Annotated in this window: 21 protein-coding genes and 2 pseudogenes; 14 read left to right on the top strand and 9 right to left on the bottom strand. The window is 72.2% G+C overall.

The features are described 5' to 3' along the window. The first annotated feature begins 10 nt into the window (after positions 1 to 10). The 5 genes from ACIP5W_RS26795 (at position 11) to ACIP5W_RS26775 (ending at position 7,562) form a co-directional block, all read left to right on the top strand. Positions 11 to 268 carry a phosphopantetheine-binding protein gene (locus tag ACIP5W_RS26795; RefSeq protein WP_093590710.1) on the top strand — a complete coding sequence of 86 codons (258 nt, stop codon included), beginning with the start codon at positions 11 to 13 and terminating at the stop codon, positions 266 to 268. Beyond that, entirely contained in the window at positions 255 to 4,571 is a 4,317-nt protein-coding gene (locus ACIP5W_RS26790; protein WP_401478581.1) for an amino acid adenylation domain-containing protein, read from the top strand. Before ACIP5W_RS26795 ends, ACIP5W_RS26790 begins: the two co-directional genes overlap by 14 nt. Positions 4,572 to 4,664: 93 nt before the next feature. Continuing rightward, positions 4,665 to 5,705, top strand: a complete 1,041-nt coding sequence (locus ACIP5W_RS26785) for an ABC transporter substrate-binding protein (protein ID WP_401478578.1) — start codon at positions 4,665 to 4,667, stop codon at positions 5,703 to 5,705. Between the two features lie 56 nt (positions 5,706 to 5,761). Beyond that, positions 5,762 to 6,727: an iron ABC transporter permease gene (locus tag ACIP5W_RS26780; RefSeq protein WP_266795395.1), complete on the top strand. Its 966-nt coding sequence runs from the start codon at positions 5,762 to 5,764 to the stop codon at positions 6,725 to 6,727. A 4-nt stretch (positions 6,728 to 6,731) separates the two neighbouring features. Further along, on the top strand, positions 6,732 to 7,562 hold the full coding sequence (locus ACIP5W_RS26775) for an ABC transporter ATP-binding protein (protein WP_401478574.1): 831 nt from the start codon (positions 6,732 to 6,734) through the stop codon (positions 7,560 to 7,562). 18 nt (positions 7,563 to 7,580) lie between these two features. Here ACIP5W_RS26775 and ACIP5W_RS26770 read toward each other — a convergent pair whose 3' ends face one another. Beyond that, complete coding sequence (locus ACIP5W_RS26770; RefSeq protein ID WP_401478571.1) at positions 7,581 to 8,195, bottom strand: DJ-1/PfpI family protein; 615 nt, start codon at positions 8,193 to 8,195, stop codon at positions 7,581 to 7,583. A 297-nt stretch (positions 8,196 to 8,492) separates the two neighbouring features. On the opposite strand from ACIP5W_RS26770, the gene ACIP5W_RS26765 reads away from it, so the two are divergent. The 6 genes from ACIP5W_RS26765 (at position 8,493) to ACIP5W_RS26740 (ending at position 13,487) form a co-directional block, all read left to right on the top strand. After that, a complete protein-coding gene (locus ACIP5W_RS26765; protein ID WP_327408372.1) occupies positions 8,493 to 8,708 on the top strand; it encodes a hypothetical protein in 216 nt (71 codons plus the stop codon). A gap of 104 nt (positions 8,709 to 8,812) precedes the next feature. Then, complete coding sequence (locus ACIP5W_RS26760; protein WP_401478568.1) at positions 8,813 to 9,628, top strand: hypothetical protein; 816 nt, start codon at positions 8,813 to 8,815, stop codon at positions 9,626 to 9,628. Positions 9,629 to 9,848: 220 nt separating this feature from the next. Further along, positions 9,849 to 10,424 carry a superoxide dismutase family protein gene (locus ACIP5W_RS26755; protein WP_401478565.1) on the top strand — a complete coding sequence of 192 codons (576 nt, stop codon included), beginning with the start codon at positions 9,849 to 9,851 and terminating at the stop codon, positions 10,422 to 10,424. Beyond that, positions 10,403 to 10,990: a copper resistance protein CopC gene (locus tag ACIP5W_RS26750; RefSeq protein ID WP_401478562.1), complete on the top strand. Its 588-nt coding sequence runs from the start codon at positions 10,403 to 10,405 to the stop codon at positions 10,988 to 10,990. Before ACIP5W_RS26755 ends, ACIP5W_RS26750 begins: the two co-directional genes overlap by 22 nt. 617 nt (positions 10,991 to 11,607) lie before the next feature. Continuing rightward, positions 11,608 to 13,059 (top strand): PepSY-associated TM helix domain-containing protein, encoded by a 1,452-nt coding sequence (locus ACIP5W_RS26745; RefSeq protein WP_401478559.1) that lies wholly within the window; start codon positions 11,608 to 11,610, stop codon positions 13,057 to 13,059. Positions 13,060 to 13,271: 212 nt separating this feature from the next. Then, positions 13,272 to 13,487 (top strand): heavy-metal-associated domain-containing protein, encoded by a 216-nt coding sequence (locus ACIP5W_RS26740; RefSeq protein ID WP_401478556.1) that lies wholly within the window; start codon positions 13,272 to 13,274, stop codon positions 13,485 to 13,487. A gap of 135 nt (positions 13,488 to 13,622) precedes the next feature. Here ACIP5W_RS26740 and ACIP5W_RS26735 read toward each other — a convergent pair whose 3' ends face one another. Further along, positions 13,623 to 13,901: a hypothetical protein gene (locus ACIP5W_RS26735; protein ID WP_401478553.1), complete on the bottom strand. Its 279-nt coding sequence runs from the start codon at positions 13,899 to 13,901 to the stop codon at positions 13,623 to 13,625. Between the two features lie 131 nt (positions 13,902 to 14,032). Further along, a complete protein-coding gene (locus ACIP5W_RS26730; protein ID WP_401478550.1) occupies positions 14,033 to 14,701 on the bottom strand; it encodes a DUF5134 domain-containing protein in 669 nt (222 codons plus the stop codon). A gap of 410 nt (positions 14,702 to 15,111) precedes the next feature. Here ACIP5W_RS26730 and ACIP5W_RS26725 point away from each other — a divergent pair. Continuing rightward, positions 15,112 to 15,381 (top strand): annotated as a pseudogene (locus ACIP5W_RS26725) (transposase); the annotation flags it as partial. Between the two features lie 38 nt (positions 15,382 to 15,419). Here ACIP5W_RS26725 and ACIP5W_RS26720 read toward each other — a convergent pair. From ACIP5W_RS26720 to ACIP5W_RS26710, 3 genes and pseudogenes are all read right to left on the bottom strand, one after another. Then, a complete protein-coding gene (locus tag ACIP5W_RS26720) occupies positions 15,420 to 16,268 on the bottom strand; it encodes a Fic/DOC family protein (RefSeq protein ID WP_401478547.1) in 849 nt (282 codons plus the stop codon). Then, a pseudogene (locus ACIP5W_RS26715) lies at positions 16,265 to 16,417 on the bottom strand (hypothetical protein); the annotation flags it as partial. The gene ACIP5W_RS26720 and the pseudogene ACIP5W_RS26715, both read right to left, overlap by 4 nt. A gap of 126 nt (positions 16,418 to 16,543) precedes the next feature. Beyond that, on the bottom strand, positions 16,544 to 17,986 hold the full coding sequence (locus tag ACIP5W_RS26710) for an amino acid permease (protein ID WP_401478545.1): 1,443 nt from the start codon (positions 17,984 to 17,986) through the stop codon (positions 16,544 to 16,546). Positions 17,987 to 18,194: 208 nt separating this feature from the next. Between ACIP5W_RS26710 and ACIP5W_RS26705 the strand changes: the two genes are divergently transcribed. Both ACIP5W_RS26705 and ACIP5W_RS26700 read left to right on the top strand, forming a co-directional pair. Further along, positions 18,195 to 18,893, top strand: a complete 699-nt coding sequence (locus ACIP5W_RS26705; protein ID WP_401478542.1) for a FadR/GntR family transcriptional regulator — start codon at positions 18,195 to 18,197, stop codon at positions 18,891 to 18,893. 23 nt (positions 18,894 to 18,916) lie between these two features. Continuing rightward, positions 18,917 to 20,389, top strand: a complete 1,473-nt coding sequence (locus ACIP5W_RS26700) for an APC family permease (RefSeq protein ID WP_401478539.1) — start codon at positions 18,917 to 18,919, stop codon at positions 20,387 to 20,389. A gap of 53 nt (positions 20,390 to 20,442) precedes the next feature. Here the strand turns inward: ACIP5W_RS26700 and ACIP5W_RS26695 are convergent, their stop codons facing one another. The 3 genes from ACIP5W_RS26695 to ACIP5W_RS26685 are packed head-to-tail and all read right to left on the bottom strand — an operon-like array spanning position 20,443 to position 25,212. Further along, entirely contained in the window at positions 20,443 to 22,677 is a 2,235-nt protein-coding gene (locus ACIP5W_RS26695) for a bifunctional serine/threonine-protein kinase/ABC transporter substrate-binding protein (protein WP_401478536.1), read from the bottom strand. Between the two features lie 13 nt (positions 22,678 to 22,690). Further along, entirely contained in the window at positions 22,691 to 24,907 is a 2,217-nt protein-coding gene (locus ACIP5W_RS26690) for a bifunctional serine/threonine-protein kinase/ABC transporter substrate-binding protein (RefSeq protein ID WP_401478533.1), read from the bottom strand. Then, on the bottom strand, positions 24,907 to 25,212 hold the full coding sequence (locus tag ACIP5W_RS26685; RefSeq protein WP_401478531.1) for a hypothetical protein: 306 nt from the start codon (positions 25,210 to 25,212) through the stop codon (positions 24,907 to 24,909). Before ACIP5W_RS26685 ends, ACIP5W_RS26690 begins: the two co-directional genes overlap by 1 nt. Positions 25,213 to 25,371: the final 159 nt, after the last annotated feature.

Genomic DNA, 25,371 nt, shown 5'->3' with positions numbered 1-25,371 from the left:
AGAGCCCCCCATGCCCGAACCCCTCACCCTGGACAGCTTCCGCGCCGACCTGGCGGAGTGCCTGTTCCTGGAGCCCGGTGAAGTCGACCTGGAGGACAGCCCGCTGGACGCCGGGCTGGACTCGCTGCGCATCGTCACCCTGCTGGAACGCTGGCAGGCGGCGGGCGCCGACGTGACCTTCGTCGAACTCGCCGAGCGCACCTCCTTCGCCCAGTGGTGGCAGCTCCTCACCGAACGCACACGGGGAGCCGACCATGCCGACGCCTGACCGCCGGACCATGCCCGAGCCCGAGCACCGTCCCCTGTTGGCCGCCCAGGAGGGCATCTGGGCCGGCCAGCAGCTCGACGCGGACAGCCCCGCCTACAACACCGCCGAGTACCTGCGCATCACCGGCCCGGTCGACCCGGCCGTCTTCGACCGGGCCCTGCACCACGTCGTCGCCGAGACCGAGGCCCTGAACGTCACCTTCGACACCGACGACACCGGCCGCCCCCGGCAGACCGCCACCCCGGCCGGTGACTGGCGCACCCACATCGCCGACCTCACGGACGACCCCGACCCGCACGCCGCCGCCCTGGCCTGGATGGACCAGGACATGGCCCGCCCCGTCGACCTCACCCGAGGCCCGGTCTTCGGCCACGCCCTGCTGCGCACCGCACCGCAGGAGTTCCTCTGGTACCACCGCGTCCACCACATCGCCCTCGACGGCTTCGGTCTCTCCCTCGTGGCCCGGCGCGTCGCAGAGGTGTACAGCGCTTTTGTGGCCGGCGAACCCGTACCGGAGAGCGGCTTCGGCACCCTGGAGTCCGTCCGCGCAGAGGAGGCCGCCTACCGCGACTCCGCCCGCCACACCAAGGACCGGACCTACTGGACCGACCGCTACGCCGACCACCCGCCCGTCGCCACCCCGGCCGGCCGCTCCGCCCTGCCCGCCCGGACCTTCCACCGGCACGTCACCGACCTCGACCCGTCCGAAGCAAGCCGATTGCGCACGGTCGCCCGGGAACTGTCGGTCACCTGGTCCGAGGTGCTGCTCGCGGTGACCGTCGCCCACCTCCACCGGCTCACCCGCGCACCGGAGATCGTGCTGAGCCTGCCCGCGATGGGCCGCCTGGGCTCGGTCTCCCTGCGGGTGCCCGCGATGGTCCGCAACATCCTGCCCCTGCGCGTCCCCGTCACCCCCGACGACAGCCTGCGCCTCCTCGCCCCCCGCCTCTCACGCGAACTGCGCGCCGGACTGCCCCACCAGCGCTACCGCTACGAGCAGTTGCGCCGCGACCTGAAACTGGTGGGCGGCCAGCGCCGGCTGTCCGGGCCGGGCGTGAACATCATGCCCTTCGAATACGACCTGAAGTTCGCCGGGCATCCCAGCACCGTCCACAACGTCTCCGCCGGCCCCGTCGACGACCTCGCCGTCAACGTCTACGACCGCGGCGACGGCACGGGACTGCGCGTCGCCGTCGACGCCAACCCCGACCTGTACACAGAGGCCGAGACAGCCGACTTCCAAGAAGGTCTGCTCGCCCTGCTGGCGGAGGCGCTCTCCGGCCCGGACCGGCCGCTCGGCGGGCCTCGGGCACATCAGGCCGTTCCCGTCCTGGACGGCGGCCCGCTGTCCAAGCCCGCCCGCCCGGTACTGAGCCTGATCGCCGATCACGCGGCACGCCGGGGCGCTGCCGTCGCCGTCGACCACGCCGGGGACCGTCTCACCTACGCCCAACTCTTCGGTGGAGCGAGGAACATCGCCCGCCGGCTGGCTGCCCGGGGTGTCCGCCGGGGCGATGCGGTGGCGGTGGCTCTGCCCCGGGGCGCCGACGCCGTCACCGCCGTCCTCGGGGTGCTGATGTCCGGCGCCGTCTACTGCCCCGTCGCCCCCGAGGCGCCTGCCGACCGCACGGCCCGCCTGCTCGCCGACATCGCTCCCGCGCTCGTCCTGACGACCGGCGACCGTGCGACCGACTTCGCGGACCACACCGTACTCCCGCTGCACGAGCAGGCCCCCGTGTCCGCCGCCACCCCCACACCGCCCGGACCCACGGATCTCGCGTACGTCCTGCACACCTCGGGCTCCACCGGCCGCCCCAAGGGCGTGGCCGTCGGACACGGGGCGCTGGCCCACTTCGTCGCCGCGGCCACACCCCGCTACGGGCTGCGCCGCGAGGACCGTGTCCTGCAGTTCGCGCCGCTGCACTTCGACGCCAGTGTGGAGGAGATCTTCCTGACCCTGTGCGCCGGGGCCACGCTGGTGATCCGGACCGACGACATGACCGAGTCGGTGCCGCGTTTCCTCGACGCCTGCGCACGGTCGCGGGTGACCGTCCTCGACCTGCCCACCGCCTACTGGCACGAGGTCGCCTACGCGGTCTCGACCGGTGCCGCCACCCTGCCCGAGGCGCTGCGGACCGTCGTCATCGGCGGCGAGGCGGCCCTGCCCGAACGGGTCGAGCGCTGGCGGGGGGCGGTCGGCACCTCGGTCGCGCTGCTGAACACCTACGGCCCGACCGAGGCCACCGTGGTCGCCACCGTCGCCGACCTGCACGACCCCGAACTCGCCGCCGGAGACGTCCCCATCGGCCTGCCCCTGCCCGGCACCCGCGCGGCGGTGGTCGACGGCGAGCTGTACCTGCTGGGCCCCACCCTCGCCGACGGCTACCGGCCCGAGGTGCCGGACAGTGCGCGGTTCGCCCCGCTCACCGCCCTGCCCGACGCCCCGCGCGCCTACCGCACCGGCGACCTGGTCCGCATCGGCGAGGACGGACAACTGCGTTATCTGGGCCGGGCCGACACCGAGTTCAAGATCAGCGGACATCGCGTGCAGCCCGCCGAGGTCGAGAGCGCCCTGCTCACCCATCCCCGGGTACGGGAAGCGGCCGTCGCCGGACAGGTCCTCCCGGACGGCACCCGGCGCCTGGCCGCCCACCTCGTCTCCGAGGGCCCGGGACCGTCCGCCGCCGACATCAGGGAGCACCTGCGGGCGAGGCTGCCCGCCGCGATGATCCCCTCCGCCGTCGAGTTCGTGGAGCGGCTGCCCCGTACCAGCTCGGGCAAGATCGACCGAGCCGCGCTCGCCGAGCCGTCCGCGCACCGGGCACCGACCACCGGGAGCCCACTGGAGCAGACCATCAGCGGCGTCTGGCGGAGCCTCCTCGGCACCGGGGCCGTGGCGGTCGACGACGACGTGTTCGACCTGGGCGCCCAGTCCCTCCAGGCGATCCAGGCCGCCAACCGGCTCGGCGTGGAACTCGGCCGGGACATCAAGGTCGCCTGGCTCTTCCAGCACCCCTCCGCCGCGGCCCTGGCCCGCTTCCTCGCCGACACGGAACGGCCGAGCGTCGCCGCCCCCGCCGGACTCCCGCCGGACCTCCTGGCCGACACCCGGCTCGACCCGGGCATCCGGCCCGGCACCAGCCGCGCCGCCCGCGACGCCCCCCGGCGCATCCTGCTCACCGGAGCCACCGGATTCGTGGGCGCGCACCTGTTGGCCCGACTGCTGGCCGACACGGGGGCCGAGATCGTCTGCACGGTACGGGCGGCCGACGTGCCCGAGGCAACCGCCCGCATCCACACGACTCTCACCCGGCACGGAATCACACTCGACGAGCAGGCGTCGGCCCGCCTGACGGCCCTGCCCGCCGACCTCGCCCGCGCCGATCTCGGGCTGCCCCGGGAGACCCTGGCCGACCTCGCCGCGACCTGCGACGCGATCTTCCACAACGCCGCGACCGTCAGCATCATGCGCGACTACGCCACCCTGCGGGCCGCCAACACCGAGTCCACCCGGCAACTGCTACGCCTCGCCGCCGTCAGCACCACGCCCCTGCACTACGTCTCCACCCTCTCCGTGGCCCCGCCCGCGAGCCACAGCCCCGAGGTGCCGGAGGCGTTCCTGCCGCCCCACGAAGGCCTGCGCCACGGCTACCAACAGTCCAAATGGGCCTCCGAACGGCTCCTGGAACAGGCAGCCGAACGCGGCCTGCCCGTCACCGTCCACCGACTGGGCCGCGTCATCGGGCCGGCCGACACGGGATACGTCAACGAGTCGGACTTCCTGTGGAGCGTGCTGCGCGCGGGCATCCCCGAAGGCATCGTCCCGGAGCTGTACGAGGACGAGATCTGGACTCCCGTGGACTTCGTCGCACGCTCCCTCGTCCACCTGTCCCTGAACCCGGACACGACAGCCACCGGCCCGGTCTTCAACCACGCCACCCTGCCCCGCGTACGGCTTGCGGACGTCCACGACTGGGTGCGGGAGTACGGCTATTCCGTACGCTCCCTGCCGCTGGCGCGCTGGCGTGAGCAACTGCCGGGCTCGGCCGACGTCGCGGCCACGACGCTCGCCTTCTTCGACTCTGCCCAGGACGGCTCCGCCGACCGGACCACCGAGACCGATCTGAGTCTCGGGCACGTCCGCGCCGACCGGGTCCGCGCCGGCCTGGAGCGCAGCGGCATCACCTGCCCGCCCCTCGACCGCAGCCTGTTCTTCCGCTACCTGGACCACAGCGTGACGGCGGGGGTGCTGCCCGCCCCCGCCCGGCGGCGGGAGACCCGTTCCGAGGTGGCCGCGAAATAGTCGGCAACTGCCGGGAACTCACGCGCACTTCGCCCCGACTACTGCAACAGAACCCGCCAGCCCATCAGCACACCCCTCACGCAAGGAGCCCGCATGCCGATCAACCGGCCGGTCGCCACCGCTCTGGCCGCAGCACTGTGTCTGCTCACGGCGGCATGCGGCGGCTCGTCGTCCGACGACAAGGCGAGCGACACGACGACCGAGGCCGCGGCTTCGAAGACCGGGTATCCGGTCACCCTCGACAACTGCGGCCAGAAGGAGACCTTCAAGAAGGCCCCCGGCCGGGTCGTCGTCATGAACGGTGCCTCGGTCGCCGAGGTCTCCACGCTCCTCGCCCTCGGTCTCGGTGACAGGATCGTCGCCAACCAGCAGACCTACGGCATGTCCGAGGTCTCTGGCCGGGCCGCCGCCATCAAGAAACTGCCCACCGGCGACGTCAAACTCAACGACGCCTACGACATCCCCCGCGAGGCCATGCTCGGCCTGCGCCCGGACCTGGTGCTGTCCACCACCTCGTACGGCTTCGACGAGAAGAACGGCTTCGCCACCCGCGACCAGCTCAAGGACGTAGGCGCGAACAGCTACGTCTCCCCGCAGGGCTGCGACCAGGACACTTCGAAGATGACCATCGCCGACAGCTACCAGCTGCTGCGCGACATGGGCAAGGTCTTCGACGTCAGCGACAAGGCCGAGAAGCTGATCGCCGCCTCGGAGAAGAACATCGCGGCCGTCACGGACAAGGTGAAGGGCGAGAAGCAGCCCAAGGTCATGGTGCTGTTCTCCAACATGTCCATGGGCGGCAACGACTTCAGCTCCGTCGTCGCCAAGGGCATCTACAACGACATTCTCGCCAAGGCGGGCGGCTCCAACGCCTTCGAGAACGCCTCCGAGACGTCCTTCGCCGACCTGAGCAAGGAGAAGGTCGCCGCGACCGACGTAGACGCCCTCGTCGTGATCGCCTACAACGACCCGAACCCGGCGGCGTACGCCAAGAAGCTGCTCAAGGAGTTCCCCCAGTGGCCGGCCGCCAAGAACAACACGTACGTGACGCTGTCCGACTCGATGTACCTCGGCCCGAGCAACGACCTGGCCGTGCAGAAGGTCGCGAAGATGCTGCACCCGGACGCCTTCTGACCCGGCTGAAGGTCCCGCTCGCGTTCACGCTGCTGCCCGTCGCGCTGGTCGCCACCATGATCGTGGCGATCAGCATCGGAGCCGTCAACGTCCCGGTCGCGGACGTGTGGGCGATTGTCCTGCACCACGTCACCGGCGCGGGGCCGGCCCCCTCGGACCTGGCGCTGGACCAGATCGTCTGGAACTTCCGCACCCCGCGGGTGGTCCTGGCGGCGCTGGTCGGCGCGGGCCTGGCCGTGACCGGGGCTGTCCTGCAGACCGTGGTGTCCAACCCGCTGGCCGACCCCGTCGTGCTGGGCTTCTCCTACGGCGCCACGCTCGGCGCGGTCCTCGTCATCACCCTGGGTGGGGGAGTGGCGCTGGCCGGGCTGGGGGTGTCGGCGGCGGCCTTCCTCGGCGCGGTGGCCGCCGGAGCCCTGGTCTTCGCGCTCGGCCGGCGCCAGGGGCGGCTGGCCCCGACCCGGCTGGTCCTCGCGGGTGTCGCCATCGGCTATGTCTTCCTCTCCGCGACCAGCTACGTCCAGCTCCAGGCGACCCCCACCGAGCTGCGGACGGTCATGTTCTGGATGCTGGGCAGCGTCGCGGGCGCCCAGTGGGACCAACTGCCCACGGTCGCCGTCGTGGTGCTGGTGACGACCGTGCTGCTGTCCCTGTTCGGCCGCCGCCTCAACGTGCTGCTGGCCGGGGACGAGTCGGCCACCGCGCTCGGCGTCGACGTCAGCCGGCTGCGGGCCGTCCTGCTGGTCCTCAGCGCGCTGCTGACCGGCACGGTCATCGCGGTCGCGGGCGGCATCGGCTTCGTCGGCCTGATGATTCCGCACCTGGTGCGGCTGACCATCGGCGCCGACCACCGTCGGCTGCTGCCCCTGACGGCCCTGCTGGGCGCTGTCTACCTGGTCCTCGTCGACCTGCTCTCCCGCACCCTCAACCGCCCCAACGAACTGCCGCTGGGCATCCTGACCGCCCTGCTCGGCGCCCCCTTCTTCCTGTGGCTGCTGCGCCGCAACAAGGGCCTGGACTAAACGCATGAAACTCATCGTCGATCGGCTCCACGTCGCCCTCGACCGCACCCCGATCCTGCGCGACGTGAGCCTGGAGGCCCGCGCGGGCGAGATCGTCGGCCTCGTCGGCCCCAACGGCAGCGGCAAGTCCACCCTGCTGCGCACCGTCTACCGCTCCCTGCGCCCGGCCGAGGGGGTGGTCAGGGTGGGCGAGGACGACGTGTGGGAACTGTCCCCCAGGGCCGCGGCCCGCCGTACGGCGGCGGTCCTTCAGGACGCGGGCGGCAACACCACCGGCCTGACCGTGGGCGAGATCGTCGCTCTCGGCCGTTCCCCTCATCACGGTCTGCTCGGCCGTGACGGTCCCCAGGACCACGAGGCGGTGTCCGATGCCATCGACCGCTGCGGGGTACGGCCCTTCACGGACCGCGACTACACCTCTCTCTCCGGAGGCGAACGCCAACGCGTCCTGCTGGCACGGGCACTGGCCCAGAACCCCAGGCTCCTCGTGCTGGACGAACTGACCAACCACCTCGACATCCGGGCCCGTTTCGAACTCCTGGACCTGATTCGTGCCACCGGTGTCACCACGCTCGCCGTGCTGCACGACCTCGACCTCGCCGCCCGCCTCTGCGACCACTTGGTCGTCCTGAGCGGCGGTGCCGTCGCGGCGGCGGGGCCGGTCCTGGACGTCCTCACTCCGGACCTGCTCGCCGATGTCTTCGGGGTCCGCGCGAGTACCGAACGGCATGCCGATGGCGTAGTCCGGATCACCTACGAGGCCAGGCCCCTCGCGCACGGTGAGAATCCCGGGGATGACGCTGCCGCCCGCCTGGCAGAGACGGCTGACCGCTGAACCGGCGGTGAGTGGGCGTCAGGCTCCGGAGCCCGGGACGGGTTCCGGAGCCTCGTACTGGATTCCGGCCCGCGTGAACTCCGCAGACTCGGCCCCGTCGTATCGCGCCACGAGGTGCAGCGCCATGTCGATGCCGGCCGACACGCCGGCACTGGTGACGACGGTGCCGTCGTCGACGAACCGCTCTCCGCGCCGCACCTCGATCGATGGGTCGATCTTCGCGAGCTTGTCGAGGTAGTCACGGTGGGTGGTGGCCGGCCGGTCGGCCAGCAGCCCGGCCGCGGCCAGCACCAGTGAACCGGTGCACACGCTCGCCAGCACGGTGCCTCGCTCGTGCAGGTTGCGCAGCCACTCCAGGTGGGCCGCGTCCTTGACCAGGCCGCGGGTGCCGTTGCCACCGGGATGGACGAGCAGGTCGAGCGGCAGCGCCTCGTCCATGGCGTGGTCGGCGACCATGCCGAGGCCCTTCGAGCCGCGCACCACTCCGACCTGCGGGCCGAGAGCCACCACGCGCACCGACGAGGTCGCGATGTGGGAGGCCCAGAACCCGAGCACTTCCCACGGACCCACCACGTCGAGTTCCTCGACATCGTCGAAGAGCAGCACACCGATGGTCAGAACGTCGTCGGCCATGGCCACACCCTAGCCCGCTGTTCGACCGACGGCACGGGCTGACCGACGCCGTCTCGCGGACGAGCAACAGCCCTCCCTCAAGTAGTCGTTGGCCGGTGCTGGCTGGTTCCGCCGGGACGCCGGGTACGTGAAGCACCGGGTGCGAAACGGCGCACGGGCGCGCTCGGCCGTGCCCCGGCCGCTGCGTGTGCCGGCGCGTGGCGCCGTGCGCGCGGGGGTATGTCTCGGCCACCACCATCCGGCCAGGCGACGGCAAGGACCTGGTTGCCCGACCCTCCCGTCGAAAGGCAGCGCACGATGAACGAGATCAACGGCCTGGAGCCCCTGGCGACCTTCTGCGGAGAGTGCAACTGCGGCTGTCCGCAGCTGTTCGTCGACCCGAGTGCCCCCGCGGACCGCCGCGTCCTGCTCACCGACGACTTCGGGCAGCGCGTCCAGATGAGCGCCGACCAGTTCTCCTCCCTGGTGGCCGAGGCGAAGGCCGGAAAGCTGGACGGCATAGTCACCGCCTGACGTCCGCCGCGCCCCCCGGCCCACGACGGACCGCCGCGCGGCTGAATGAAAGACCACTCCCGTCCGTAAGAGGCGATGAGCCCATCGGTACGAGGAGTTGACTGGTGTCCCGGAGCCGTCCCGGCGCAACGCGCCGGGCGAGCCGCGCGACGTCGGCCGCGGAACGCGTCGGCAGCCCACGCGCGCTGTCGGCGGCGGTCTTCGCTGCCGTCTGCGTGCTGACGAGCGCGCTCGGACATGCCCTGATGTCCGGCGACCTGCTGCCCCGGTGGGCGCTGGGAGCGGCGTTCACGGGCACGGCCTCGGCCGGCTGGTGGCTCACCCGCCGAGAACGCGGCCCCGTGACCGTGGTCGCTGTCACGACCGCCGCGCAGGGGCTGCTGCATGTGCTGTTCGACCTGGCACACGGGGTGGCCCACGGACCGGCCCGCGCCGTGGAGACCGCATCGGCCACCGGCACGGGCCACGCCATGATGTTCTCCCCCTCAGGGATGGCCATGCACATGGACCACTCCGGGGCGGGCATGACCATGGCGCACGGCGCAACGGCGGGCGGCTCCCATGGCCTGCCGACACTCTCGGCCGCGGGCCTGCAGGGCCCCGCCGCGATGTTCCTCGCGCACCTTCTCGCCGCCGTCGTGTGCGGGGTGTGGCTGTGGCGCGGCGAGACGGCGGTCCACCGGCTCGGCCGGGCCCTCGCGGTCGTCCTGTTCGCGCCGCTCCGCCGCGTCCGCGGGCTCCTCGGGCGCCCCGTACCCGATCTCCGTACCCGAGCGGGCCGGCCGTCGCCGGAAGACGCCCCGGCCTTGCCGACGGCTTTCGCCGTGCTCAGGCACGCCGTCGTCCGCAGAGGACCCCCACACCACCGCCCCGCAGTCCTGCGCGCGTCCTGTGGTCCGCTGTTCGCCATGTGTCCCTGAATCTCTCCGGTCCGCCGGGGCGGACAGGGCGGTCCGCACGCGCTGCTGCCGTGTGCTCCGTGTGTTCGTCCACCTCGGCCCGGCACGCACCCGTCCGCCTGCCTGCGGCGGCGTGCGGTGCCCTGCATCGATCGGGATTCCCATGTACGACGTCACCTCTGTCCATCCGTCCGCCACAGACCGCCCGCCGACACCTCAGCCCGCGCGCCGAAGCGTCCGGTTGGCCCTGGGCGCCCTCCTCGCGACCACCTTGACGGTCCTGCTCACCGGCTGTGGAGGCGACTCGGCCGGTCACGCCTCCGCCCACAGCGGGGCATCCGCCTCGTCCTCCTCCCACGGCATGGACGGCATGTCCGACAAGATGATGGGCGACCCGTCCGCCACTCCCGCCTACAAGTTGTCCGGCGCGACCGTGGTGAAGGGCACCTTCACGCTGCTCGACACCCGGCCCCCGGGCATGAACGACGTCAAGGGCACCGCATGGCTGGGCCAGGGTCCCAAGGGCACCACTGTCACCGTGTCTCTCACCGGACTGAAGCCCGGTCACGTCTACATGGCCCACCTGCACGCCCAGCGCTGCTCGGACGACAACGGCGGATCACACTTCCAGTTCGACAAGGGCGGCGCGACCACGCCCCCGAACGAGATCCACCTGATGTTCACCGCCGACAAGTCCGGTATGGGCATGACGACGGTGACCAACTCCCGCAAGACCGGCAAGGACGCGGTCGCGATCGTCGTCCACCCCAACGAGGCACAGGACAACCGGATCGCATGCGCCGACTTCGACTTCTGACGGCGACGGCCGGATCCGCCGTGTGTGCGGGCGCGCTGCTGCTCCTGGGGAACGCGCCCGCGTACGCCCACACCGCGCTCAAGGACGCCGCACCGGCCCCCGGGGCCACGGTCGGGGCCGGGACCGACGTGGTCAGGCTGACGTTCGACAACCTGACCTCCGGCATCGCGCCGAAGATCAGGATGATCGGGCCGGACGGCAAGGAGATCCCGGTCGGAGAGCCGGTCGTCACCGACACGACCACGGCATGCGCCGCCGTCTCACCGCTGCCGAAGGGCATCATCACCCTCACCTACTCGATCACCGCGGGGGACGGGGACGCCCAGAACAACGCCTACCAGTTCGAGGCCGCCGACGGCACCAAGCCCGCCGGCACCCCGGCGGCGTGCGCGGCCCTGAGCCTGCCCGCCCCGGAGACGGGTGGCTCGGACTCCGTCCTGGGCCTCGGCTCCACCACGGCGACCGCGGCCCTCGCCGGGGTCGTCGCCGTGGCGGCGGGCGGCGGATTCCTCGCCGTCCGCACACTGAGGCGCCGCAGAACCCCGGAAGGGGGCGCCGGCGAGTGACCTGATGCCCGGACTTCCGTAACCGGGACGGGAGTCCGGGCCGGTGGGCCCGCGAGGTGACGACCGACCCGCGCCCGAAGCCGCGCGTGTCACCGGCCCGCGACGCGGGCCCGCAGCGGGCGGCGGGCTGTCGCCGACGGCTTTCTGAGCCCGCCGGCCGCCACCCCGGTGGGTGCCGGCGGCCGGCGGGCGACATGGCGGTCGGCAGGCACAGAGGCCGGGCCACGCTCGGGAAGGCGCATTCCATCCGTGGCCCGGGTGAAGTCATCGTGGCACGGCGCCACGGGGCACGGGAGCGACGACGCCGAACCGTCCCACGCGAGGATTGTCCCCCCTGGCCTCGGGGAACCGCAGCGGTCCTGGCGACGACCACGTGGGAACGCCCAGCGTCCGGCGTCCGCTCCGACCCCACCTGTGCGCCGTCTCATCCGCCCCGGCCGGACTCGGCCAATTCGAGCGATTCCCCGGGAACTCGGAACACCTTCCAGTCGACTACTTCAGGACAGTGGCTGAATTCGGGCCCCTGGAGCGGCGTCACGGCGATCCACCGACCCGGCGCCGAACGTCCTGCACGGATTCCGGTGCCCGGTGCACCACCGACCCAGCACGAGGTGAAGATGACGATCGTCGACTCCGAAGAACCAGCCTTGCCCGAACCGGCCGGGGACGGCACCGAGGCCACCTCCACCAGGACGGCCGGGAAGCCGACGGAGCCCGCGCCCGCGCGCAAGGCGGAGGGCCTCGGCCCGCTGCTGGCACGGCTGCACTTCTACGCCGGGATCATGGTGGCGCCCTTCCTGCTCGTCGCGGCCGTCACCGGCCTGCTCTACACCTTCACCCCCCAACTCGACTCGCTCGTCTACGGCAAGGAACTCCACGTCGCCCACACCAGCGGCAGCACCGTGCCGCTGTCCGATCAGGTCACCGCCGCCCGCGCGCAGCACCCGAAGGGCACGCTGACCGCCGTACGTCCGGGAAGCGGCGACGACACCACCCAGGTGGACTTCGCCCTGCCCGAACTCGGGGAGAAGACCCACACCGTCTACGTCGACCCGTACACCGGCAAGACGACGGGACAGCTGACCACCTGGTACGCCGAGACCCCGCTCACCACGTGGCTGGACGCCCTGCACCGCAACCTCAACCTGGGGACCGTAGGCCGCTACTACTCGGAGATCGCGGCCAGCTGGCTGTGGGTGCTCGTCCTCGGCGGCCTGTTCCTGTGGTGGCGCCGCCGGCACGGCAAACGGACCGCCCGCCGCCTGCTGCTGCCCGACCGTGCCGCGAAACAGGGCGTACGGCGCACCCGCAGCTGGCACGCCGCGACCGGAGTCTGGCTCGCCGTCGGACTGCTGGGCCTCTCGGCCACCGGCCTGACATGGTCGCGCTACGCCGGTGCCAACTTCGGCGAGGCGCTGGACGCGCTCCACTCCCACACCCCCTCCGTGGCCACCACCCTGACCACCGGCACGACCGGCTCCGGCGCCACGAAGAGCGTCGACCCGGCCGCGATAGACGACGTCCTGAAGGCAGCCCGCGCCGACGGCGTCGGCGGCCCGGTGGAGATCGCCGTACCTGCGGACAACGCCTCCGCCTGGACCGTGACGCAGACCCGCAACCTCTGGCCGGTCGGACGCGACAGCGTCGCCGTCGACGCCGCCACCGACCGCGTGACCGACAAGGTCGCCTTCGCCGACTGGCCGGTGATGGCCAAACTCACCCGCTGGGGCATCAACGCCCACATGGGCACCCTCTTCGGCCTCGTCAACCAGATCCTTCTGGCCCTCCTCGCCGTCGGCCTGATCTGCGTGACCGCCTGGGGCTACCGGATGTGGTGGCAGCGCCGCCCCACCCGCTCCGACCGTCGCACCGCGCTCGGTACCCCACCCGCCCGCGGAGGCTGGCGCAACCTGCCGTCCGGGGCCGTCGCCGTCGGCATCATCGTGGTCGCCGTGATCGGCTGGATCATTCCGCTGTTCGGTATCCCGCTGGCCGTGTTCCTCGCCGTCGACCTGACCGTGGGCGTCGTCCGGAACCGCCGCACGGCCGGGTCCGCCAACGCGGGCTGACCGGGCCCAGGGCGGGGGCCGGGGCCGGGGCGGGAAACTCCGCGCTCCGGCCCCCGCTATGCAATGCCCCGGGAGAGTGACACGCGCCACAGCCGGGAACTCACCCCCTCGGCGCCACGACTCAGTGGTGGGCGGCACCGGATGAACGAGAGAACCCGTACATCCGTATCAAGAGGCGTGCGAACGCCTCACCCACATCCAGGAGTTGCGCCATGGCACAGAAGCAGTACCGCGTCACCGGCATGAGCTGCGAGCACTGCGCCGCGAGTATCACCGAGGAGGTCTCCCAGGTCCCCGGTGTCACCGACGTGGACGTCGACGTCACGGCGGGGTCGGTCTCCGTCGGCGGCACGGAGCTGGACGACGCCCGGCTGCGCGCGGCGATCGTGGAGGCGGGGTACGAGGTCACGGAACCGGCCGCGGCGTGACGGACACCCGTTCTGCTCACGGCCGCCGGGTGTTGTGCGGCCCCGGTGGCCAAGAGCGGAATGACTTCTTTCACCAGTAGGCGTCGGAAGACCCGGACCGTGGGAGACGTGGGAGACGTGGGAGACACGGGAGCGTCAACGCGGACCCGACACGGCCCGGTTGACCGCCAGGTGCAGCCCCCCGCTCGTCACCAGCCCCGCGGCAGCCCCGATCAGCGCCCCAGGCACATCGCCGACGAAGAATCCCAGCCAGGCGTAGCCTCCGGCGAGCACCGTCGTCGCCAGGACGGACAGGGACCACACCCTGCTCAGGGGTTCGCTCACCGCCGTCCGCCCGCGTGCACGAGCGACCGGCCGCTCCCAGGGCCACGCCTCGTCCACGCCGCTCACCTGACTGCCGAGTGCTCCGGCCACGGCACCTCACCCCCTGTTCCTCGCCGCTGTCCCGCCCACCGATCGCGGGACACGACGGCTCGACCGTCAACTCCCCACGAGGAACCGCGGGAAACAGCGCACCGACAGGTTTCTCCGGTGAACCGGCCGCATCACGCGAGCACGGCGAACATGACGGCCATACCCAGCGCCATCGCCGCATGACACGCAGGGGCCAGGACACTGATCACATCCGTCGCCCCCACCCCGTCGCCCTCAGGACCACCACCGTCCTGGCGCCTGCCCCGCGCCCGGTCGAGCGCACGCGTCAGCCACACGAGTCCCAGCACACCGAGGACGATCGCGAGCACCACCGCCGTCGCGACGGAGCCCGCGCCCGTCAGGCTCATGGAGGCGAGACCCGAGCCACCCGACATGTCCATTCCGGCCATGTCGTGCATCCCGGCCGAGCCTCCACCGTCGGACACCGTCCCCGAGGAGCCCATCGCCGACACCATCCATGCCATCGCCCCCATCATCACGACGTGCGGAAGAGCGGCGACCACCACCCGGCCCCGGGACCCGCCATGCGCGCGGAACGGAGCGGCGGCCACGAACCACAGAGCGCCCACGCTGAAGAGCACAACCTGGGGAACGACCGGCAGGTCCGTTCCCCACGGCCAGGCCATCGCGATCATCAGCACGCCCATGGCCGCGTGCAGCGCGTGATCCACGCGTTCCCCGGCGCTGGTTCCTGGAAGCACCAGCCTCCACACGCCGTACGCGACGGGCACGGCGAACAGCAGACTCAGAACCCAGCGCAGCCCGCTCGCGGCAACCACCGCACCACCCCCGCTCCAAGGACGCCGCACGGCGCCGCCGACCAGTTCCAGGGCCGGACGCACAGGCAGGGGGCACGAACGAACGGGGGAGGTGCTACGACAGATGCCCTCCACAAGCCGCCACGGCGGCACGGGATTTCGGGCGCCTGATCGCCTCCCGGTCAGGACGCGGACCTGGCGAACGGCCACAACAGGAGTCGGTGAGTGGCCTGAGTGAGTTCCAGGCACTCCGTATGAGCGCCGTCACATCAGTGGCGAGGCAGGACCGCAGGCGTAGGACGCGCCCGCACCAGCGCACGGGGAAGGGAGCCCCTGAAGCTTCCCCTTGATCGTGGACACCTGGAGACTGGGATCTTGAGGTTCCACAGGAAGTAGCACCAGGTGGAAGCACGTACACGAAGCGGTACACCGAGGAGTTCAAGCGGGACGCGATCGCGCTCGTCGATTCCTCGGGCAAGACGGTCACTGCTGTCGGCCGGGAGCTCGGCATCAGTTCGGAGTCCCTGCGGTGCTGGTACCGCCGGGCGAAGGCGGACCGGGGAGAGGACGGGTCCGGCGAGCTGACCAGCGCCGAGCGCGAGGAGCTCAAGCGGTTGCGCAAAGAGGTCCGCGAACAGCAGCAGACGATCGAGATCCTGAACTCACCGAATACACATCCACCCGGTTCCGGGAGCGAATAGCGAAGTCCGGGCTGCGGCAGAGCTGCGGGCGCACCGGATCATGCTTCGACAACGCTGCCGCGGAAAGCTTCTGGGCCCTGCTCAAGGAGGAGATCGGCACCCGTACCTGGCCCGACCGGGCCACCGCCCGCGCGGAGGTCTTCTCCTCCATCGAGACCTTCTGCAACCGCCGCCGACTGCGCAGGCACAAGACCTTCGGCTGTCTCACCCCGGCCGAGACCAGGCAGCGAACCAGCACGCCCTCGCGGCACAACGATCACGTGTCCGAGATCACGGGGAAACCTCAATCTCGGTGACGGCGCCACCGGCGGACGCCAGTCAGGCGGGACGTACCAGGGCGTCGAGCATCTTCTCCAGTAGGTCGTTGTTCGCGTTGAAGCTGGCCCCGATGCGGCGATGTTCTCCTCTTGGTCCATGGCCTGCCAGGAGATGGTGTATCCCGCTTCGCGGGCGAGTTGGGCGAGGAAGGCGCGCTGGGTGCGGCCGTTGCCTTCCCGGAAGGGGTGGATGGCGTTCACATCGCCGTACAGGTCGGCCAGGGCTCGGATGAACTCCAGGCGGTCCAGGCTTTGCAGGTGGTTGTTGTCGGCGAGCTTGCGGAACACGTCCTTTGCGAAGGAGACGATGTGGATCGACGGGCAGAACGATGTGCCCTTGGAGATCTCAATGGTTCTTGGCTCCCCGGCCCACGGGTACACGCTGCCGAAGATCTGCCGGTGGAACGCTTGCAGGTGTGCGAGGTCGTGGCTGCCGGGCAGCGGCTCGGCGTCCAGGATGGCGAGTTCCACGGCGGCGATGTCCGCTTCGGCCTCGGAGAGCTCGGTTGCGTCGGTGATGCCGAGACTGTTTCGGAGGACGCCGTTGGGCTCGCTGTAGGGGTCGGTCACTCAGCGGCCTTGCGGGTGTAGCGGGCGAGGGTGCGGGCGCGCAAGGCTGCGGCGTCGAGTTCTCCGCGTGCGTAGGCGTCGAGGCCGGCGGTGGTGTCTGCACTGACGCGCAGCCCCTCGGCCTCGATGGAGCCGGTGGCCGAGGCGACGGCCGCACGTCGTGCCGCGGATTTCCCGCAGGCTCACCGTGGACGTCCTGCGGGACCGTCCGAACCGGCGTCGGCGTCGACGTGTGTCGATGCCGGCGCCGGCCCGGACGGTCCCGCCCGCGATCGTCAGGACGGAGGAGCCGTGTCGCCCGCCTCCCGCGCCCGGTTCCCGCCCGACAGCCGCTGCCGGACCACCGCGAAGACCACCACCGCGATGGCCACCGCCGTGGACAGGACCACCTGGTCGCGGCCGCCGCCGTCGGCCGTGTCGGTCAGCATGTAGCCCAGGACGAAGGTGATCAGGGCGATGGTCGCCCAGGTCAGGTAGGGGTAGAGCCACATCCTCACGACGAGCTTCTCCGGCGACTCGCGCTGGATGATCTTGCGCATCCGCAGCTGGGAGAAGCAGATCACCAGCCAGACGAACAGGGCGATCGCGCCGGAGGCGTTGAGCAGGAACTGGAAGACCGTGTCGGGCCAGAGGTAGTTGAAGGCGACGGCGACGAAGCCGAAGACGACCGAGGCCAGGATGGCCGCGCGGGGGACGCCGCGTCCGGTGGTCCGTCCGAAGGCGGCCGGGGCGTCGTTGCGGCGGCCGAGGGAGAAGGCCATGCGCGAGGCGGTGTACAGGCCGGAGTTGAGACAGGACAGCACCGAGGTCAGCACGATGGCGTTCATGATCTGCGCGGCGTGCGGGATGCCGATGGAGCTCAGGGCGGCGACGTACGAGCCGTCCTTGAGGATCGCCGGGTCGTCCCAGCGCAGCAGCGACACCACGACCAGGATCGAGCCCAGGTAGAACACCGCGATCCGCCAGATCACGCTGTTGGTGGCCTTGGTGACGGCGGCCCGCGGGTCGGCGGTCTCGCCCGCCGCCAGGGTGACGATCTCGCTGCCCATGAAGGAGAAGACGACCATCAGGACGCCGGTGAGGATCGCGCCGGGCCCGTTCGGCAGGAAGCCGCCGTGCGCGGTGAGGTTGGAGAAGCCGCTCGCCGGGTGGTCGGAGCCGGGCAGCAGGCCGAAGAGCGCGAGGCCGCCGAGCACGATGAACGCGGCGATGGCGACGACCTTGATGCCGGCGAACCAGAACTCGAACTCGCCGTAGGAGCTGACCGAGGCCAGGTTGGTGGCGGTGAGGACGATCATGACGATCAGGGCCCAGCCCCACTGGGGCACCGCGGGGATCCAGCCGGCCAGGATCTTGGCCCCGGCGGTCGCCTCGACGGCGAGCACCACGACCCAGAAGAACCAGTACAGCCAGCCGATGGTGAAGCCGGCCCAGCGGCCCAGTGCGCGGTCCGCGTAGGCGGAGAACGAACCGGAGGTGGGGTTGGCCGCGGCCATCTCGCCGAGCATGCGCATCACGAGGACGACGAGGACGCCGACGAGCGCGTAGGAGACGAGGATGCCGGGGCCGGCGGCGGCGATGCCGGAGCCGGAGCCGACGAACAGGCCGGCGCCGATGACTCCGCCGATCGCGATCATCGACAGGTGGCGGTTCTTCAGTCCGGCCTGCAGGCCGCCGGACTCTTCCGTGGGAGGGCTCTTGGGGAGGGTTGTGGTCATCTCGACATCCATGAGGGTGGGTGGACAGGGAGTACGGACCAGGGGGGCGTCTGGAAATTAGTTCAGTACGATCGAAAAGAACAAGACTTGTTTAACTGTTCACCTTGCTCTATTTTTCGTGCAGCGCGGAACCCTCACTTCCGGGAGCTCTGGGAGCCCTCTGTGGACCACGGCGTGACCCTGCTCGGCAGGCCGTTAAGGTGGCGCCGTGGCGAATGCAGCGGGCAAGTTCGGCCCCTACACCGGCTGGGACACCCGCGTCCTGGCCGGCCGGGGTCCCACGGGAGCGGAGCTCGTCCGGTCCCGGATCGCCCTGCGGGTGCGTCTGCGGTCGGTGTCGCCGGGGGACCGGCTGCCGGACGCCGGCGTCCTCGGCGAGGAGCTCGGGATCAGTGAGATCACCGTGCGCCGCGCGCTGGAGGCCATGTGCCAGGACGGCCTGCTCGACCGGCGCCGGGGCCGGGCGGGCGGAACCTTCGTCGCGACGGACTGGGACGCCGTCGTCGCCGTGATGCACGACGCCGACGAGGCGGCTTCACTGGACGCCCTCCATCTGCTGCTCGAGTGCGGGCTCGTGGCGCACGCCGCGGGCGAACTGCCGGACGGCCGGCTCGACGGGCTGCGGGCACTGGTCGAGGAGATGGACCTGGCCGACGACCCGGCGCGGCTGCTCGAACTGGAGACCCGTTTCCACCTCGACCTCGCTCAGGCGCTCGGCGGCGCCGGGATCCGCGGGTTCGCCGCCGACCTGCTCGGACGGCAGTGCCTGCTGGAGCCCGCGCCGGGCCCGGCGCTCGTGCGGGCCCGCAACCGCTGCCACGCCGACCTGCTCGACGAGCTCGCCCGTGGCGCGATGGACCCGGCCGTACGAGCGGTGAAGGCACACCGGCACGCCGGACCGAACTGACCTCTCAGAAGGGAGCTGTCGCCATGCCCGAGTCCCGAACCGTCGGACCGTCGTCGACGCCGGGCCCCGCCGGTGGCACCCCCCAGCGGTTGCGCGGCGGCGTCCTCGGCATGGCGGACATCGCCGCCGCCACGATGGCCAACGTCGGCCCCGCCATGAGCTTCTTCTTCGGTTTCGCCTTCCTGGCCACCACCGCGGGCGTCGCGTCCCCGCTGACCATCGTGGCGGCGGGCGTGGCGGTCGCGCTGTTCGGCAACACGTTGGCCGAGTTCTCCCGGGCGCACCCCTCGGCGGGCAGCTTCACCACCTTCGTCGGCAGGACCTTCGGGCCGGTCAGCGCGGTGACCACGGCTCTGCTGGCCGGACTCGGCTACATCATCGCGATGGCCTCCGTCATCGCGATCTCGGGCGGGTTCATGCAGATCACCCTGCACCACTACACCGGCGTCGACCTGCCGTGGATCATCTGGACGCTGCTGCTGACCGGGCTGTCGGTGGTGCTGATGCTGCGCGGGATCGTGGTGTCCACCAAGTGGGCCGGCTACTTCTTCGGCGTGGAGATGCTCGTGCTGGTCGTGGTCTCGGTCGCGGCGATCGTCGAACACCGGGGCGCCCTCTCCGCGGCCCCGTTCCTGCCCTCCCACCTCACCCACGGAGTCAAGAGCCTCGCGGCGGGCTTCCCGCTGGCGGTGTACCTGTTCATCGGCTGGGAGAACTCGGCGGCACTGGCCGAGGAGACCGAGAACCCGCGGCGCAACGTCGGCCGCGCCGTGTTCTCCTCCGTGGCGATCATGACGGTGAGCTACATCCTCTTCTCCTACGCCACGGTGACCGGCTTCGGCTACGACGTGCAAAGGCTCGGCGAGTCCCGGATCCCCTTCGTCGACGTCGCCCAGCACACGCTCGGGGCGCTGGCGATCCTCGCCTACGTCGGCGGCCTGACCTCCACCCTCGGCGTGCTCGTCGCGGGCATCAACTCCCAGGCGAGGCTGGTGTTCAACGCGGGGCGGGAGGGGCTGCTGCCGTCCTTCTTCGGGTACGTCCACCCCACGCGCCGTACGCCGAACAACGCGATCGTCACCTTCGCCGCGACCGCGCTGCTGATCATCGTCGGCTGGGGTCTGGGGCATGTGCTCGGAGAGAACGGCGGTCAGATGAACCCGGTGGTCTTCTTCGCCGAGTCCTCGAGCCTGGGCGCCATTCTGATCCTGCTGGTCTACCTCGCGTCCAACATCGCGCTGCCGCTGTACTACCGCAGGTACCGTCCGCAGGAGTTCCGGATCGTGCGGCACCTGATGCTGCCCGCGGTCGGCGCCCTCGCCGTCCTGGTCCCGCTGTACTACCTCGCCAAGCCCGGACAGCCGGCCCCGTACAGCTGGTTCCCGTACGCGGCTCTGGCCACCCTCCTCGCGGCCGTCTGCTACGCGGCCCTCCTGGTGCGGCGCGACCCGGGGCTGGCCGACCGCGTCGGGGCGGTCGTCGCCGACGCGGAGTGAACGCGGTGGGACGGCCACCGGTCGTCCCGCCGGACGGGGGAGAGGCGCTCCCCTCAGGAGACCGCCGCCTCCTGGTACTGCCCCAGGTACCGGAACGCCCCGTCCGCGGCCCGGAACAGGAACATCGCGTCGTGGTTGTAGCCGTACCCCTGCTCGAACCGGACGGTCCTGGTGATGCCCTCGTACGTGATCTCGGGCATCCGGCGGGCGATCGCGCCCCGTTCCGTCAGCGCCGAGCCGTCCTTCGCGCAGGCCTGCGCCAGGAACATCACGGCGTCGTGGGCCTCCGCCGCGTACCAGCCGGGGTCGGTGCCGTGGCGGGCGCGGTAGGCCTTCGTGAAGGCCCGGGCGGCCGGGCGGGCCGTCGGATCGGTGAAGGAGGTGACGAAGACCCAGCCGGTGGCGGCGGCGTCGGCCGAGGTGAGGAACCGCGGGGCGAACGCGCGTTCCGTCGCCATCCGGGCGCCGGTGAACCGGGCGTTGCTCAGCGCCGACGCGAGTCCGGCGGCCCGGGCCGCGTCGCCGGTGAAGAGGACCGCGTCCGCGCGGGCGGACACCACCGCGGCGGCGAGAGCGGCGTAGTCGATCCTTCCGGCGGCGACACCGGTCACCGTCGCGTCGCGGCCGTCCCGCCGCAGCGCCTGCCCGGTCTGGTCGCACAGGGTCCAGGCGAAGTCGCCCTGCGCCCGGTCGTCCACGAGGAACGCCCGGCGGGCGTCGACGTGGTTGCCGAGGTAGCGGACGCAGGGGGCGGCGAGGAGCCCGTTCGTGACGCTCAGCGCCGCATGGCAGTGGAACACGCTCGTGCCGATCGTCGTGCTCTGCGTGTCGGCGCCCACCGACACCGACACGACGGGCATCACCGCCTTGGTGTACGTGACCTCGGAGGCGAGGAAGCAGGCGTCGGTGGTGGGGCCCAGCACGGCGAGGACGCCGGCGTCCTTCGCCAGCCGCCCGGCCAGCTCACCGGCCCGCTCCGGGTCACCGCCGTCGTCGTACGTCCGCAGCTTCAGCCGGAAGGGGTGATCGCTCCCGGAGTTGATCTGCTCGACGGCCAGCCGGGCCGCCTCGAGCTGGGCGTTCCCGGTCTCCTTCCGGGCGCCGGTCAGGTCGCCGTGGAACGCCACGACCAGCTCGGGGCGCGCACGGCCGGTCCCGGACGGCGAGGCCGTACCCGGCTTCGGCCGGGTGCTCCACCACCAGGTCCCGCCACCGCCCGCCGCCAGCACGCCCGCCGTCGAGCCGAGCAGCAGCAAGCGGCGGCGGCCGACGGTGCGGGCGGGGGGCCGGGTGGCCGTGACGGCCGTGAGCGTCGCGGCCTCCGGTGACGGTGACACCGTGTCCGGCGGCGCGGCCGGGGGCACCCGGGTCGGCTCGATCGCGCCGATGGCGAGCACCGCGGCGGAACGGTCGTTGATCAGCCGGGTGACCGGCGCGGGCAGCCAGCCCGACCGCTCGGCGGAACCGGCCTCCGCTCCTCCCGCTCCTTCCCCGAGCGCCTCGCGCAGCCGTGCGAGGGTGGGGCGGCCGGACGGATCCTTGTGCAGGCAGGCTCTCAGCACGGGTGCCAGAGCGTCCGGGACCGCCGCCGGATCCGGTTCGTCGTAGACCGTGCGCAGCAGCATGCCGGCCGCCGCGCCGCCACCGAACGGCCGCACCCCGGTCGCGGCGAACGCCAGCACGCACCCCAGCGAGAACACGTCGCTGGGCGGCCCGATTTCGCCGCTCCGCGCCCGCGCCTGCTCCGGCGACAGGAAACCGGGCGAGCCGACGATCACGCCGCTGGAGGTGAGCGCGGTGGCCTCCGGCGCGCGGGCGATCCCGAAGTCGATGAGCCGCGGCCCGTCCGGCGCCAGCAGGACGTTGCCCGGCTTCACGTCGCGGTGCACGAGACCGGCCGCGTGCACCGCCTCGAGCGCCTCGGCGAGCCGCACGCCCAGCACCCGCACGGAGGCGAGCGACAGCGGCCCGAAGGTGTCCACCGTCTCGGCGAGCGAGGGGCCCGGTACGTACGAGGTCGCCAGCCACGGTGTCTCGGCGTCGGCGTCCGCGTCCAGCAACGGCACCACCCAGCGGTTGTCCACCTGCCGGGCTGCCTCCACCTCACGGCCGAACCGGGCCCGGAAGCCCGTCCCGTCGGCGTACGAGGAACGGACCGTCTTCACCGCGGCGACGGCCCCGCCCGGCGCGCGGGCCAGGAAGACCACGCCCATGCCGCCGGCGCCCAGCCGGCGCAGCAGACGGTAGTGGCCGATCCGGGACGGGTCGCCGGTCCGCAGGGGCTCCATCGGACGGGCTCCGTCAGACCGTGAGCGGCGCGGGGCCGTCGTACACGAAGTCGCCCTGCGCGACCCGCCAGAGGTAGCCACCGTTGCCGTCGATGGCGATCAGGCCGGTCAGGCCGGTCTGCTGGAAGGCGAACGGTTTCGTGATGCCCTCGTACTTTCCCGTCCGCACGGCCGCGAGCAGGTTCGCCCGGGTGCGTTTCTTCGCCGGCAGCCCGGACAGGGCCTTCAGCAGCATCCCGGTCACGTCGTAGGCCTCCGCCGCGTACCGGGGCGGCGCCTCCTCGAAGCGCTCGCGATAGGCGGCGGCGAACTTCTTCGCCTCGGGCTTGCGGGTCGCGTCGATGACCGGAGCCACCATCACCCATCCCTCGGCCGCCTCCTGACCTGCGGTCGGGAAACGCCCGTCGAGCAGCGCCGGGCCGGACACCCGCGCACCCCGGAAGCCGCGTTGCCGCAACGTCGCGGCGATCGACGCCCCCCGGTCGGGCAGACCGGCGAAGAACACGGAGTCGGCGCCGGCGGAGAGCACCCCGTCCACCGCGCTGCCGAAGTCGCGGCGCATCGCGCTGACCACTTCCGGAACCGGCGGCCGCTGTGCGTTGCCGAGCTGGGTGCTGAGGGAAGTGCCCAGGTCCGTGGCGTAGTTGCCGGCCGGGCGGTCCACGACGAGGCCGACCTTGCGTGAACCGGCTCTGCCGAGGAGGTAGTTGCTCGCGTACACGGCGAGCACCGAGTCGGGCAGCCGTCCGAGCAGGAACGAGCGGTACCCCTGGGTGACGAGGCTGACACTGCCGGGGGACACGGCGACGACCGGCAGCAGTGCGGCGTCGTACTTCGCGAGCGCCGCCTGCGCCGTGGCGTCGGTGGTCGGGCCGACCACGGCGAGGACCGCCGGATCGGCCGTGAGCTCCGCGGCGAGCCGGGCCGATGCCGCCGGGTCGCCCGCGTCGTCGACGGTCCTGGCCTTCACGGTGAACGGGGCGTCGTCGCGCGCGTTGAACTCCGCGACGGCCAGCCGCAGTCCGCGCTCCTGGGCCCTGCCCGTCTCCCGCTGCGGGCCGCTGAGGTCACCGTGCAGCACGACGGTGTGCACCGGGCGGCGCGAGGACGCGGCGGCGGCAGGGCTGTCGCCTCCCGAACGGCCGTCCCGGGCGACCGCCCACCACGCCCCGCCCCCGCCCGCCGCCAGCGCCGCGGCCCCGCCGGCGAGCAGCAGGAAACGGCGCCGGCCGGCCGGACGGGCGTCCTGCGGCTGCGGCGAGCCGGACGTCTCGTGCGTGTCGGGCTCCGCCGACCCCGGGGCGGTCGGCGCCAGCGTGTGCTCGATGTCCGGCAGCGCGAGCGCGGCGGCCGAGCGCTCGGCGATCAGCCGGGCGACCGGCTCGGGCAGCCAGTCTGCCGCCTCCCCGTCCTGCGGAGCGTCGTCGGCCGCCAGTTCCCGCACCAGTTCCCCGGCGGCCGGCCGCCGGTCCGGATCCTTCTCCAGACAGCGCTCCAGCACCCCGAGCAGGCCCGCGGGCACCCCGTCGAGGTCCGCCGGATCGTGCACGGCCCGGTACAGCAGGGCGTCGACCGTCCCGCTGCCGAACGGTGCCCGGCCGGTCGCCGCGAACGCCAGGACGCACCCGAGGGAGAACACGTCGCTCGCCGGGCCGATGCCGTCCCCACCGGCTCCCCCGGCCTGCTCGGGCGACAGGTAGCCGGGCGTGCCGACCACCATCCCGGTCGCCGTGAGCGTGCGGTCCTCCGGGGCCCGGGCGATGCCGAAGTCGATGAGCCGCGGCCCGTCATGGGCGATCAGCACGTTGCCGGGCTTCAGGTCCCGGTGGACCAGCCCGGCCCGGTGCACCTCGCCCAGCGCCTCGGCCAGCCGGGCGCCGAGCAGCCGCAGCCCGCGCTCCGGCAGGGGCCCGTACGCGGCCACCGCCTCGCCCAGCGACGGGCCGGGCACGAAGGCCGTCGCCAGCCACGGCGCCGCGGCGTCCGGGTCGGCGTCCACCAGCGGCACCGCCCAGGGACTGCCGACCCGCCGGGCCACCTCGACCTCGCGGCGGAACCGCTCCTTGAAGCCCGGCTCCTCGGCGTACTCCGCGAGCAGGACCTTCAGCGCCACCAGCGCGCCGCCGGGCGTGCGCGCCAGGTACACCACGCCCATGCCTCCGGCGCCGAGCCGCCCGAGCAGGCGGTGGTCCGCGATACGCGCGGGATCGGACGAACGCAACGGCTCCATCAGCCCTTCCCCCCGAGCTCGAACTCCACGCGGTCGAGCATCGCGACGGTGGCGTGCGACGCGTACTGGTTCAACTCGGCGTCCGGGTAACCCGCGGCGCCCTTCACCGACACCGCCAGGGTCACCGTGCCGAGCCGGGTGACGTACCAGCGGTACGGCTGCTCGCCGTCCCCGGTGACGTACGAACCGATCTCCACGACCTGGTCGTCGGCGTAGGTGTTGCTGCCCTGGCCGTAAGGAATGGCGGCGGACATGAGTCCGGAGATCCGCTCGCCGGCACGGACCTGCTGCTCCCGGCAGCGCAACGGCTCCTCCAGCGTGGTGGCCAGCTGTTCGTCGGCGGGGGGGGGGGGGGGGGGGGGGGGGGGGCGCGCCCGCCCCCCGCCCCCCCCCCCCCCCCCCCCGCCGGGGGGGGGGGGGGGGGCGGGGGGGGGGGGGGGCGCCCCGCCCCCCCGCGCCGGCCC

This window comes from Streptomyces sp. NPDC088766 (assembly GCF_044750845.1).
Classification (GTDB): Bacteria; Actinomycetota; Actinomycetes; order Streptomycetales; family Streptomycetaceae; genus Streptomyces.
Note: the sequence above shows the minus strand (reverse complement) of the source record. Positions and strands in the feature narration are given on the sequence as shown.

Excerpts from the sequence above, each read along its gene's own strand:
- ACIP5W_RS26740 (WP_401478556.1), top strand. The coding sequence starts at position 13,272 with ATGGCACAGAAGCAGTACCGCGTCACCGGCATGAGCTGCGAGCACTGC.
- ACIP5W_RS26700 (WP_401478539.1), top strand. The coding sequence starts at position 18,917 with ATGCCCGAGTCCCGAACCGTCGGACCGTCGTCGACGCCGGGCCCCGCC.
- ACIP5W_RS26795 (WP_093590710.1), top strand. The coding sequence starts at position 11 with ATGCCCGAACCCCTCACCCTGGACAGCTTCCGCGCCGACCTGGCGGAG.
- ACIP5W_RS26690 (WP_401478533.1), bottom strand. The coding sequence starts at position 24,907 with ATGGAGCCGTTGCGTTCGTCCGATCCCGCGCGTATCGCGGACCACCGC.
- ACIP5W_RS26750 (WP_401478562.1), top strand. The coding sequence starts at position 10,403 with ATGCGCCGACTTCGACTTCTGACGGCGACGGCCGGATCCGCCGTGTGT.
- ACIP5W_RS26775 (WP_401478574.1), top strand. The coding sequence starts at position 6,732 with ATGAAACTCATCGTCGATCGGCTCCACGTCGCCCTCGACCGCACCCCG.
- ACIP5W_RS26785 (WP_401478578.1), top strand. The coding sequence starts at position 4,665 with ATGCCGATCAACCGGCCGGTCGCCACCGCTCTGGCCGCAGCACTGTGT.
- ACIP5W_RS26710 (WP_401478545.1), bottom strand. The coding sequence starts at position 17,986 with ATGACCACAACCCTCCCCAAGAGCCCTCCCACGGAAGAGTCCGGCGGC.
- ACIP5W_RS26745 (WP_401478559.1), top strand. The coding sequence starts at position 11,608 with ATGACGATCGTCGACTCCGAAGAACCAGCCTTGCCCGAACCGGCCGGG.
- ACIP5W_RS26790 (WP_401478581.1), top strand. The coding sequence starts at position 255 with ATGCCGACGCCTGACCGCCGGACCATGCCCGAGCCCGAGCACCGTCCC.
- ACIP5W_RS26695 (WP_401478536.1), bottom strand. The coding sequence starts at position 22,677 with ATGGAGCCCCTGCGGACCGGCGACCCGTCCCGGATCGGCCACTACCGT.
- ACIP5W_RS26765 (WP_327408372.1), top strand. The coding sequence starts at position 8,493 with ATGAACGAGATCAACGGCCTGGAGCCCCTGGCGACCTTCTGCGGAGAG.
- ACIP5W_RS26770 (WP_401478571.1), bottom strand. The coding sequence starts at position 8,195 with ATGGCCGACGACGTTCTGACCATCGGTGTGCTGCTCTTCGACGATGTC.
- ACIP5W_RS26780 (WP_266795395.1), top strand. The coding sequence starts at position 5,762 with ATGATCGTGGCGATCAGCATCGGAGCCGTCAACGTCCCGGTCGCGGAC.